Source organism: Pseudoduganella umbonata (genome assembly GCF_014192225.1).
Lineage (GTDB): Bacteria > Pseudomonadota > Gammaproteobacteria > Burkholderiales > Burkholderiaceae_D > Rugamonas > Rugamonas umbonata.
On record NZ_JACHXS010000012.1, the window covers coordinates 87,767 to 99,846 of the forward strand.

The window sequence follows — 12,080 nt, forward strand, 5'->3', positions numbered from 1 at the left end:
CACCACATCAACATTACCCATATCACCAAGGAGGAATGCCATGAACCAGCCATTGCAGGATGAACGCATCGTCACGTCATTGCGGATCGAGGTACAACTGTCGTCGGCCGATGCGTGGCCGGTGCAATTCACGATGGTCGACAGCAATGGCGAATCGCTGCCCGCGGCCGTCACGCTGCGCGATGGGGACCTGGAGAACCTGCACACGGTACTGGCAAAAATCGCCGCGCACGCCGCGCCCGCCGCCGGCGGACTGCCGTTCGGCGGACTCGACGAGACGCGCGTCATCCTCGGCTTCGACGACTACGTCACGCCGCATTTCAATTTCTACTTCACGATCGCCTACCCGTCCGGCGATGGCGGCTACCAGCCCGTGACGGGGCGTGCGCTCGTCACCGATGACTCGCTGGCCCGGCTTGTCGAGGGGCTGCGCGAAGTGAAGGAAGCGGGGCAGGGCGTGGTCGACTGGGTCGTGGCCGATTGAAGGGACTATGCCGAAGTCTTGCGTGTACGCAATAAAGTAGCGGCACGATGTCGCTACTCTCCGTAGACCTGAACGTCACGGAGATTCCCATGCGCAAGATTTTCGTTTCAATGCTGTCTTCGATGCTGGTTGCCGGCCCCGCCCTGGCTGCCCAACCCGATCTCACCAATGCTGCAGCCTTCGAGAACACTTGTACGGCCGCGGCCGCCCGCGCGCCCGTCACCGTGCAGGAACGGCAGGCTTATGTCATCTGCAACGATATCGCGCTGGTGCAGCAGACCCGCACCTTCATTGAGCAGGGACTGCGCCGGATAGATCGGGAAATGCCATCGGAAGCCGCCGTGGCCCTGGCGGTTCGACAGCAGCTCACCTATATGCGGGCGCAACTGCGCAAGAGCCGTAGCATGCTGGAGAAAATTCGCATTACCTCGGCAAGCGAGGGGCTGCTGATCGCTCCTTCCACCTGGGTGCGTGACCTGGATGGCGACGGCAAGATCGCAATTTCTGAACGCTATTTCTTTGCACTTCCTGCAAGGAACGACGGCGACCTGACGGTAGGCATGCCATCCGAAGACGAGGATTACTATGCCAGTGAATACAATCTGAATGCCACCATCCGCCTCGACCAGACCGATATCCTGTGGGGACTCAGCTACCACTACTATGCGGAGGCCCTGGTTGAAGTCCTGTTGTCGTATCAACTCGATCGCAACACCAATAAGCCAGACCAGGCAATACGCCTCGCGCATCCAGAGAACATGCGACAGGCCCAGGCACTGATCGTGGCGGGCCTGAAGACGTCAGAGAAGATGCGCCTGTCGGCCCTGGCCGAAACCGATGACGATCTCGAGTGGCTGGGCAATCCTCGCCAGGCCAGCACGGTATTTCCGGTGCCGCTCGACGATGCGGATTTCAATGTCTGGGGCGAGTTGATGGGCCACCTGATTCCGCTGTTTCAAGGTAAGACACTTCTGCCAGCGGCACAGCGGATGAGCGGGCCGCTTGGTTCGATGGGTAGTCTGTGCCCGGCTGGCAAAGGGTTCAGCCTGCAATGGTTCTTCCAGCATCCTCCAAAATATCCACTGGAGTTTTTCAACCGCAGCGATACCGCTCTTTACTGCCGCAAGCTCGATGCCGCCCGACCGGCCTCGGGCCTGTTCGATTTCATCGCGCGCTACGGGGAGGCCATGGAAGGCAATGGCCGGGCGGCCATGCGTTTCCTGCGCCGCCTGATCTGGGTGAACTGAGGCACGTATTTTCTCCATCGGCCTTTGCTGGCAAAATAAGCCGATGGACAATCTGACAATACGCCGTGCCACCGTCGACGATGCGCCCGCGATCGGTTCCCTCATCCACGCCCTGCTGCCATACCTGACCGTGCATCCGCTAGGGCTGGGGGCGGAAAAATTCATCGCCAACGTCGGCATCGATGCCCAGCGGCGCTACCTCGGGCAAGACAGTTTCCGCTACCACGTCGCCCTGCGGGGCGAAGAGCTGCTGGGTGTCGTCGCGGTGCGCGACAATACCCACCTGTTCCACCTGTTCATCAAGGAAACGGAGCACGGCAAGGGACTGGGCCGGCGCCTGTGGGAGCTGGCGCGCGACGACGCCATGGCGAGGGGCAATCCGGGCGCCTTCACGGTCAACTCGGCGGCAAGCGCTACCGGCCTGTACCTGCGGCTGGGCTTCGTGCAGGCCGGCGAGCCGATCGAGCACGATGGCATCGTCGACGTGCCGATGCGGTGGGAAAGCGTGGGCGCCTGAGCGGCGCCAGTATTGACGACGCAAACACGGACGCAAACACGGCGGGCAAAAAGGACGCGAGCTCCCGAAGGAGCTCGCGTTGCGGCCGGGTTATGGCCGAAGCCGGCGGCCCGCGCAGGACGCAACCGGCAGGGAGATGACGGGTCAGTGCAGCCGACCCGTCATGCCATCACAGCACGCGGCCCGAATCCTGCCCGAGCGGCGAGCTGCCGGTGGAACTGGTGGAACTGGTGGAACTGCTAGAGCCGGTGGAACGGCTGATGGCACTGCTGCCCGTACCACCGCTGGTACCATAATAACTGTGAATCTCCGCGGCCCACGCACTGTTCGCCATGTCGGGCCAGCGGTCCTTGTCGAAGCCGGGCGCATTCTCGATGCGGTCCTTGTCGATATTCAGGCGCAACTGGTGATTCGCCGTGTCCAGTGCCAGCGCTTCCCACGGGATCGCGAACAGTTTTTCGCCGATCGTCAGCACGCCGCCGGACGCCATCACCACGTAGGCGACCTGGCCGCTCTGCATGTCGAGCATGATTTCCTTCACGGTGCCCAGGTGCTCGTCCTGCATGTTATGCACATGGTCGCCGATCAGCGTGTCGGCGCCCATCAGGCGCGGTCCCGGGCCCTGGTGCCCCTGGTCGACATAGTTGCCGTATCCATCGCGTTCGAAACTCATGGTCGCCTCCTGTTGAAATAAAAACATTTTCCGCCGGGGCAGCCTCGCGGTCTGTTCGTTCGCGCACAATTATCCAGCCTCGGCAGGGGGCGTTCATAGGGGGATGCGGGGCCGTTGCGGATGATGAAGCCGCCGAATTAAGCTATAATTTCAATTTCCCGCATCGCGCCTTTCCGGCGCCCGATCTCGCAATGACCAAATTTGTCTTCGTCACTGGTGGCGTTGTGTCGTCCCTTGGTAAGGGGATTGCCGCCGCCTCCCTCGCCGCGATTCTCGAATCGCGCGGCCTCAAAGTCACCATGCTCAAGCTGGACCCGTACATCAACGTGGACCCGGGCACGATGAGCCCCATGCAGCACGGTGAAGTCTTCGTTACCGACGATGGCGCCGAAACCGACCTGGACCTCGGCCACTACGAGCGTTTCATCAGCACGCGCATGCGCAAGGTGAACAACTTCACCACCGGCCAGATCTACGAATCCGTGATCCGCAAGGAACGCCGCGGCGAATACCTGGGCAAGACGGTCCAGGTCATCCCGCACATCACGAATGAAATCCAGGATTACATCCGCCGTGGCGCCGAAGGCTACGACATCGCGCTGTGCGAGATCGGCGGCACCGTCGGCGATATCGAATCGCTGCCGTTCCTGGAAGCGGCGCGCCAGCTGAGCCTGCGCGCCGGCCGCAAGAACTGCGCCTTCGTGCACCTGACGCTGGTGCCGTTCATCGCTTCCGCCGGCGAGCTGAAGACCAAGCCCACCCAGCACTCGGTGCAGAAGCTGCGCGAGATCGGCATTTCGCCGAATGCGCTGCTGTGCCGTGCCGACCGCAAGATCCCGGAAGACGAGCGCGCCAAGATCTCGCTGTTCTCGAACATCGAGGAACGCGCCGTGATCTCCGTGTGGGACGTCGACACCATCTATAAAGTGCCGCAGATGCTGCACGACCAGGGCCTCGACGCGATCATCTGCGAGGCGCTGGACATCGATCCGGCACCGGCCGACCTGTCCGTGTGGAGCAAGCTGATCTACACGCTCGAGCATCCGAAGCAGGAAGTGTCGATCGGCATGGTCGGCAAGTACGTGGAACTGACCGAGTCGTACAAGTCGCTCACCGAAGCGCTGCGCCACGCCGGCATCCATACCGAAAGCCGTGTCAACATCGAATACATCGATTCGGAAGAGATCGAAGCGAAGGGTACCGAAGCACTGGCCAAGTACGATGCGATCCTGGTGCCGGGCGGTTTCGGCAAGCGCGGCGTGGAAGGCAAGATCCGCGCGGCGCAGTTCGCCCGCGAAAACAAGGTGCCTTACCTGGGCATCTGCCTGGGCATGCAGGTGGCGCTGATCGAATACGCGCGCCACAAGGCGGGCCTGGCGAACGCGAACTCCACCGAGTTCGAACCGCAGACCGATCAACCCGTCGTGGCCCTGATCGACGAGTGGCAGAACCAGGACGGCAAGGTCGAAAAGCGCGACGTGAATTCCGACCTGGGCGGCACGATGCGTTTGGGCGCGCAGGCTTGCGCCGTCAAGCCGGGCACGCTGGCGCACGACATCTACGGCGGCGTGGTCACCGAGCGCCATCGTCACCGCTACGAAGCGAACAACCATTACCTGTCCCGCGTCGAAGAAGCGGGCCTGGTGGTGGCGGCACGCACGCCGACCGAAGACCTGTGCGAAATCATGGAACTGCCGCGCACCGGCGAGAACGCGCACCCATGGTACATGGGCGTGCAGTACCACCCGGAGTTCAAGTCGACGCCGCGCGACGGCCATCCGCTGTTCACGTCGTACATCAAGGCTGCGCTGGCCCACAAGGCGGCCGCGGCGGAACAGAAAGGCGATGCGGCGTAAGGCGCCATGATGCCGGCCGCGCCGGATCGCATCGCCGGCAAGGCGAACGGCTTCGCGAACGGCGTCAAGTAATCGTTCTCCATTCTGTTTGAAACGGGCCCCGCGGCTGCATGCCGCGGGGCCCGTTTTGCATTGTGCAGCAAGCCGCCGCGCTTCCCTACAAAGCCATCCTCTGTTACCCTTGCTGCAATTTTGCGCGCGGGACAATGCAACAGCGTGATGCGGCGAGACCTGCCATCACGTCCTGCCATCACATCCTGCGTCGCGCCTTGCCCGTTACCCCCAACTTTGGAGACTACACATGAGTGCAATCGTAGATATCATCGGCCGCGAGATCATCGACTCGCGCGGCAATCCGACCGTCGAGTGCGACGTGCTGCTGGAATCGGGCGTGATGGGCCGTGCCGCCGTGCCGTCGGGCGCGTCGACCGGTTCGCGCGAAGCCATCGAACTGCGTGATGGCGATCCGAAGCGCTACTTCGGCAAGGGCGTGCTGCAGGCCTGCGAGAACATCAACACCGAGATCTCCGAAGCGATCATGGGCCTGGACGCCAACGAACAGGCCTTCCTGGACCGCACGCTGATCGACCTGGACGGCACCGAGAACAAGTCGCGCCTTGGCGCCAACGCGATGCTGGCCGTGTCGATGGCTGTCGCCAAGGCTGCCGCCGAAGAAGCCGGCCTGCCGCTGTACCGCTACTTCGGTGGTTCGGGCTCGATGCAGATGCCGGTGCCGATGATGAACGTGATCAACGGCGGCGCGCACGCCGACAACAACCTGGACATCCAGGAATTCATGATCATCCCGGTCGGCGCACCGACCTTCAAGGAAGCGATCCGCTACGGCGCCGAAGTCTTCCACACGCTGAAGAAGATCCTGCACAAGAAAGGCCTGAGCACGGCCGTGGGCGACGAAGGCGGCTTCGCCCCTTCGCTGGCGAACCATGAAGATGCCATCAAGCTGATCATCCAGGCCATCGAGGAAGCCGGCTACGAGCCGGGCACTCAGATCGCGCTGGGCCTGGACTGCGCCGCTTCGGAGTTCTACAAGGACGGCAAGTACCAGCTGGAAGGCGAAGGCCTGTCGCTGACGGCCACCGAATTCACCAACCTGCTGTCGACCTGGTGCGACAAGTACCCGATCATCTCGATCGAGGACGCGATGCATGAAGGCGACTGGGAAGGCTGGGCGATCCTGACCGAAGCACTGGGCAAGAAAGTGCAGCTGGTGGGCGACGACCTGTTCGTCACCAACACCAAGATCCTGAAGGAAGGCATCCAGAAGGGCATCGCCAACTCGATCCTCATCAAGATCAACCAGATCGGCACGCTGACCGAAACGTTCGCCGCCATCGAGATGGCCAAGCGCGCCGGCTACACCGCCGTGATTTCGCACCGCTCGGGCGAAACGGAAGATTCGACGATCGCCGACATCGCCGTGGGCCTGAACGCGCTGCAGATCAAGACCGGCTCCATGTCCCGCTCGGACCGCATGGCCAAGTACAACCAGCTGCTGCGTATCGAGGAAGACCTGGGCGACATCGCCTCCTACCCGGGCCGCGACGCATTCTACAATCTGAAGTAATTGCCTTTGGATAACTGCATCTCAAGTAAAATGCACGTGAAGTAACAACAGCGTCTTTCACCAACATGACACCGGCCGGACTTCCCGGCCGGTTCTTTTATTTCCATGCGTCTGATTACCCTTGCCCTGGCAGCGCTGCTGCTGCTGATTCAGTATCCGTTATGGCTGGGGAAGGGCGGTTGGCTCCGGGTGCAGGACCTCGAACAGCAGGTCGATGCCGCCCATGCAAAGAACGACGAACTGCGCCGCCGCAACGCCAAGCTCGATTCCGAAGTGCGCGACCTGAAGGACGGCACCGGCGCCGTCGAGGAACGCGCGCGCTACGAGCTGTCGATGATCAAGCAAAACGAAATCTACGTGCAAATCCTGCGCAAGGGCCAGATTCCCGGCGACGGCGCCACGCCGGCCCCGCCGCCACCCGCCGAACCCGCCAAGCCGGCACGGTAATACCTCAACAGAATGTTTCCCGGAAAATGGGGACGTACCCCATTTTCCGGGAAACATTGCTGGAAAAATGGGGTACGTCCCCATTTTTTAAGAAATATTGTTGAGCCCCAACTTGGCGCGGTGCGCACCATGGCGGTGCTGTCGAGCTATCGAAATCGGTGCGAAATAACTTTGTTTGTGGTTTCGCACCAGGGATGAGCGTCACTCCGTTAAACGGCACGGTTCTTGCACTCCTTGTGTGCTTTTGCACTTTACTGGGGAGCGGTGGTCGATGGAGTCGTTCAAGAGCGGTGGCGATGCCTTGTTTGTCCTGTTGGGCGGCATCATGGTGCTGGCCATGCATGCGGGGTTTGCATTCCTCGAACTGGGCACGGTGCGCAAGAAGAACCAGGTCAATGCGCTGGTCAAGATCCTGGTCGATTTCTGCGTGTCGGCCATCGTGTATTTCGCCGTCGGCTACGGCATCGCCTATGGCGTGCACTTCTTCGGGCCAACCGATACGCTGGTAGCGAACAACGGCTATGCGCTGGTCAAGTTCTTCTTCCTGCTGACCTTCGCCGCCGCTATCCCGGCCATCATCTCCGGCGGCATCGCCGAGCGCGCGAAATTCTATCCGCAGATGGTGGCCACGGCGCTGCTGGTCGGCTTCATCTACCCGTTCTTCGAAGGCATTGCCTGGAACGGCAACCTCGGCATCCAGGCTACTCTGGAGCACACCTTCGGCGCGCCGTTCCATGACTTTGCCGGCTCGGTCGTCGTCCATGCCGTGGGCGGCTGGGCCGCGCTGCCGGCCGTGCTGCTGCTGGGGGCGCGCCGCGGGCGCTATGGCAAGGATGGCCGCATCTCGGCGCACCCGCCGTCGAATATTCCGTTCCTGGCGCTGGGCGCGTGGATCCTCGCGGTAGGCTGGTTCGGCTTCAATGTGATGAGCGCGCAAACGCTGGACAAGATCAACGGCCTGGTCGCCGTCAATTCGCTGATGGCGCTGGTCGGCGGCACGCTCGCCGCGCTGGTGCTCGGCAAGAACGATCCCGGCTTCGTGCATAACGGCCCGCTGGCCGGCCTGGTCGCGGTGTGTGCCGGCTCCGACCTGATGCACCCGCTCGGCGCGCTGGCGACCGGCGCGGTGGCAGGGGCGATCTTCGTCGTCATGTTCACGCTGGCGCAGAACCGCTGGAAGATCGACGACGTGCTGGGCGTGTGGCCGCTGCACGGCCTGTGCGGCGCCTGGGGCGGCATCGCGGCAGGCATCTTCGGCAGCCATGCACTGGGCGGTCTGGGTGGCGTATCGCTGATGTCGCAGGTCGCCGGCACCGTGCTGGGCATCTGCGTCGCCACTGTCGGCGGCGCGCTCGTGTACGGCGCGCTGAAGGTGACCGTCGGCCTGCGGCTCGATCCCGAACAGGAATTCGACGGCGCCGACCTGTCGATCCACAAGATCAGTGCCACGCCGGAGCGCGAAACCATCACCGGTTGATGCTAATTTGCAACAGTACTGGCAGAAGATACTTCATTTCAGAACCGGTGACAGACACCAGTTTTTTTGAAATGTTTCCAGAAAACCGGTGTCTGTCACCGGTTTTTTTGGAACGGAGTGTGCAGGGATGTAATATTATTGTCCTTGCAAATAAGAATCATTCGCATTAAGATGGTGGTCTTTGCCAGCCACCTGTCCCATCTCAGGCGCCAGCTTCCGACTGACTCCCTGACTGGAACACCATGGATGCACTTACCGCGCGCCGGCGCCTGCTGCCGGCGCTGTTGATGTCCGCGCTGGCGCCGCTGGCCCACGCACAAGCCACCTCATCGGCCACCTCATCGGCCACCTCATCGGCCACCTCATCGGCCACCTCGGCTACCGCTTCATCGTCCACCTCGGCCCTTGGCGAAATCACCGTGACCGCGGCGCGTGACGCCACTGCGGCGAAGGCCGGCACCACCACGACCGTGACGGCCGACGACCTGGCGCGCCAGGCCGCGCAGAACATGCAGAACATCACCCGCTACGCGCCGCTGATCAGCGTGCCGAATGCGGCGAGCGGCTCCGGCAGCGTGTGGGACAGCAGCGGCAACACGGGTTTCAATATCCGCGGCATCGACGGCAACCGCGTCAGCATGGACCTGGACGGCATCTCGCTGCCCGACGCGGCACCGAAGCCCGACGGCTCGACGCTGAACAGCTTCGGCATCGGCCGCGACTACTTCGACCCGGAAACGTTCCGCGAGGTGAACATCATCTCCGGCACGACCAGCAACATCGGCACCGGCCCCGGCACGCCCGGGCTGGGCGGCTCGGTGCAGTTCACCACCAAGGCGCCCGAGGATTACCTGAACGCGGAGCGCCCCGTCTATGCCGGCTACAAATTTGGCTACGACGGCTCGAACAATATGCGGATGCACGCGCTGACGGGCGCCGCGCAGGCCGGCAGCCTGCAGGTCCTCACGCTGTTCGTGCACCGCGACGGCAAGGAATACGAATCCGAAGGCAGCGCCGCCGTCAACCCGCACGACTGGACTTCCGATGCGCTGCTGGCCAAGCTGGCCTGGTCGCCGCTGGCCGGCCACAAGCTGACCGCCACCGTGGATGCCTACCAGGCCAGCCACACGCGCGCCTACCTCAACAAGACCAGCACCCTGTATCCCGCCGGCGTCGACCAGCAATCGGAGACGCGCCGCAACCGGTTCTCGCTCGACCATGAGTTCACCGGCAAGGCCGCGCTGTTCGACAAACTCGAGTCGCGCATCTACGCCCAGAACGCGGAGGTCGACGACCACACCACCGGCCCCTACGTATCGCAGGGCCAGCGCTACGACCGCTCGATCGAGACGGGCTACTTCAACAAGAGCCGCGGCCTGGCCAGCCATGCCGTGAAGGCGCTCGGCGCGCACCAGCTGTCGTATGGCCTCAGCGCGGAAACCGTCGACACCCGCCGTCCGTGGCGCGAAGACCGCACGGTGCTGGCCACCGGCGCACACCAGATCACCAGCAAGAACCGCATGGTCGATACGGATACGACGAAGCTGGCGGCCTTCGCCAGCGCCGACATCGTGCTGGCCGAAGGCCTGACGCTGGCACCGGGCCTGCGCTACGACTGGCGCGAAATGAAGCCGAAGAATGTCGGGGACTACGTGGTGGCCGTGCCGGCGGCGCAAAAAGAACTGCGCGAACGGAACGACGATTACTTCACGCCGAGCCTGAAGCTGAGCTGGAAATTCATCCCCGAGCTGACGGCTTACGCCACCTACACGCGCGGCACGCGGCTGCCTACCGCGGCCGAACTGACCGGCACCTACGACTCGTTCAGCTACACCGGTACCGGCAACGGCTACGCAGTGCTCGGCAATGCCGACCTGGAAAAGGAAACCAGCAACGCCTTCGAACTGGGGCTGAGCGGCCACCCGGCGCGCGGCGTGACGTTCGACGCATCGGTCTTCCACACCAAGTACGAGAACTTCATCGAGTACGCGACGCAGCCGCCGGATCCGGTCAACTTCCCGACCATCACGCAGGGCCTGTTCCGGCCCGAGAACGTGGGCGAGGCGAAAACCTGGGGCGCCGAGATTTCCACCAGTTTCGCGCTGGGCGAATGGTATCCCGCACTGAACGGCGCGAGCATCAACCTGGGTGCCGGCGTCCAGCACAGCAAGGCGCGTAACAACGACACGGGCGCCGAAGGCGAACTGGCGTCCACCTTGCCGCGCAAGGTCAGCGCCACGCTGGCCTGGGACGATCCCGCCAGGCGGGGAGGAGCCGCGCTGTCGGTATTCAACGTGCGCGGCAAGCAGGCCGGGGCCGACGTGATCTCCAGCGTGACCACGGCGCGCTTCGACGTGCCCGGCGCCACGGTGGCGGACCTGACGGCGTACTGGAACATCGGCAAGCACGCGGCCGTCACGGCCGGCATCTACAACCTGACCGACAAGAAATATTGGGACTACGCATCGTCGCGCAGCCTGGCCGCCGGCACCACCGCCGCCACGCTGGCCGACATCGAGCGCCAGGTGCGCCCGGGCCGCTACGCCGCCGTCACGCTCAACGTGATTTACTGAGGAGAGAAAACATGAAAACCCACCGTCGCTATACCAGCCTGCTGGCGCTGTCCGGCGCCTTGATCCTTGGCATGGCCTCGAGCCATGCCAGCACCGCCACGCTCGCCGAGCGCTGGAACACGCTGCGCGCCGAGCAGCCGAAACTGGGCATCCGCGATGCCGCGAAACAGCTCAGCGTTTCCGAGGCCGAACTGCTGGCCACCGGCATCGGCAAGACCGCCACCCGCCTGGCCGACAGCAGCAGCGCGCCGCGCGAGATCATGCGCCGCGCGCTGGACCTGGGCAAGGTGATGGCGCTGACGCGCAACGAGAACGGCGTCATCGAAGTCACGGGCGAGGCCACGCGCATCGCCAAGCAAGGGGACGATGGCGCCAAGGATGCGGAACGCGAAGCGCGCGAACTGAACATCGCCGGCGGCTACCTGGGCGGGCCGATCGACCTGCGCTTCCACTTCGCCAAGTGGAAGCACGCGTTCGCCGTGGTCCAGCCGGGCAAGGATGGCGCCGTGTCGCGCAGCCTGCAGTTCTTCGACGAGAACGGCACCGCCGTGCACAAGGTGTACCTGAAGGACGACGGCAAGGTCGCCGTGTTCGACAAGCTGGTAGCCGACTTCCGCCATCCGCAGCAGGACGGCAAGCTGGCCATCGTGCCCGCCGCGCCGAAGGCGGTCGAAACGCCGGACGCATCGGTGGACGTGAAGGAATTCCAGCAGGCGTGGAAGGACATGTCGGACGTGCACCAGTTCAACCGCATCGTCTCGGAATTCAAGCTGTCGCGCGAGCAGGCATTGCGCCTGGCGCCGGCCGGCGTGGCGACGAAGGTGGCACCGCAGGCAGTGCGGCAACTGCTGGAGCAGGCCGCGGCGAAGGGCGTGCCGATCATGGCGTTCGTCGGCAATGGCGCCGTCACGCAGATCTACAGCGGCAAGGTGAACAAGGTGCAGGAGTCGGCCGGCTACTTCAACGTGCTGGACCCGGACTTCAACCTGCACCTGCGCGACAAGGCGCTCAAGGCCGGCTACGTGCTGCAGCGCGCCGGCGTGACGTCGGTCGAGTTCTACGACGACAAGGGCGAACTGGTGGTCACCTTCTTCGGCGTGCGCGAGCGGGGCAAGCCGCAGCCGCAGCCGTGGCTGGACCTGGCGGCGGCGCTGCCGAAGGCCTGACGGACACCCTGCGGCGTGTGAGCGCTGGAGCCGGACACCATGGTGTCCGGCACCG

At 63.6% G+C, this 12,080-nt stretch carries 10 protein-coding genes; 9 read left to right on the plus strand and 1 reads right to left on the minus strand.

The features are described from left to right. Nucleotides 1-40 precede the first annotated feature (40 nt). The 3 genes from FHS02_RS25480 (at nucleotide 41) to FHS02_RS25490 (ending at nucleotide 2,248) form a co-directional block, all read left to right on the plus strand. Nucleotides 41-484, plus strand: coding sequence for a hypothetical protein (locus FHS02_RS25480; RefSeq protein WP_137314198.1), 444 nt, complete (start codon nucleotides 41-43; stop codon nucleotides 482-484). Between the two features lie 89 nt (nucleotides 485-573). Beyond that, nucleotides 574-1,731 (plus strand): hypothetical protein, encoded by a 1,158-nt coding sequence (locus FHS02_RS25485; protein WP_137314197.1) that lies wholly within the window; start codon nucleotides 574-576, stop codon nucleotides 1,729-1,731. A gap of 43 nt (nucleotides 1,732-1,774) precedes the next feature. Further along, complete coding sequence (locus FHS02_RS25490) at nucleotides 1,775-2,248, plus strand: GNAT family N-acetyltransferase (RefSeq protein WP_137314196.1); 474 nt, start codon at nucleotides 1,775-1,777, stop codon at nucleotides 2,246-2,248. A 169-nt stretch (nucleotides 2,249-2,417) separates the two neighbouring features. Here FHS02_RS25490 and FHS02_RS25495 read toward each other — a convergent pair whose 3' ends face one another. Further along, complete coding sequence (locus FHS02_RS25495) at nucleotides 2,418-2,921, minus strand: PRC-barrel domain-containing protein (protein ID WP_137314195.1); 504 nt, start codon at nucleotides 2,919-2,921, stop codon at nucleotides 2,418-2,420. A gap of 191 nt (nucleotides 2,922-3,112) precedes the next feature. Between FHS02_RS25495 and pyrG the strand changes: the two genes are divergently transcribed. The 6 genes from pyrG to FHS02_RS25525 all read left to right on the plus strand — a co-directional run bounded on the left by pyrG (nucleotide 3,113) and on the right by FHS02_RS25525 (nucleotide 12,025). Beyond that, nucleotides 3,113-4,777, plus strand: coding sequence for a CTP synthase (gene pyrG, locus FHS02_RS25500; RefSeq protein WP_137314194.1), 1,665 nt, complete (start codon nucleotides 3,113-3,115; stop codon nucleotides 4,775-4,777). Nucleotides 4,778-5,078: 301 nt separating this feature from the next. Then, nucleotides 5,079-6,362, plus strand: coding sequence for a phosphopyruvate hydratase (gene eno / locus FHS02_RS25505; protein WP_137314193.1), 1,284 nt, complete (start codon nucleotides 5,079-5,081; stop codon nucleotides 6,360-6,362). Between the two features lie 105 nt (nucleotides 6,363-6,467). Further along, a complete protein-coding gene (gene ftsB, locus FHS02_RS25510; RefSeq protein WP_137314192.1) occupies nucleotides 6,468-6,809 on the plus strand; it encodes a cell division protein FtsB in 342 nt (113 codons plus the stop codon). Nucleotides 6,810-7,080: 271 nt separating this feature from the next. Then, complete coding sequence (locus FHS02_RS25515; RefSeq protein ID WP_137314191.1) at nucleotides 7,081-8,286, plus strand: ammonium transporter; 1,206 nt, start codon at nucleotides 7,081-7,083, stop codon at nucleotides 8,284-8,286. A 242-nt stretch (nucleotides 8,287-8,528) separates the two neighbouring features. After that, a complete protein-coding gene (locus tag FHS02_RS25520) occupies nucleotides 8,529-10,859 on the plus strand; it encodes a TonB-dependent hemoglobin/transferrin/lactoferrin family receptor (RefSeq protein ID WP_137314190.1) in 2,331 nt (776 codons plus the stop codon). A gap of 11 nt (nucleotides 10,860-10,870) precedes the next feature. Further along, entirely contained in the window at nucleotides 10,871-12,025 is a 1,155-nt protein-coding gene (locus FHS02_RS25525; RefSeq protein ID WP_137314189.1) for a hemin-degrading factor, read from the plus strand. Nucleotides 12,026-12,080: the final 55 nt, after the last annotated feature.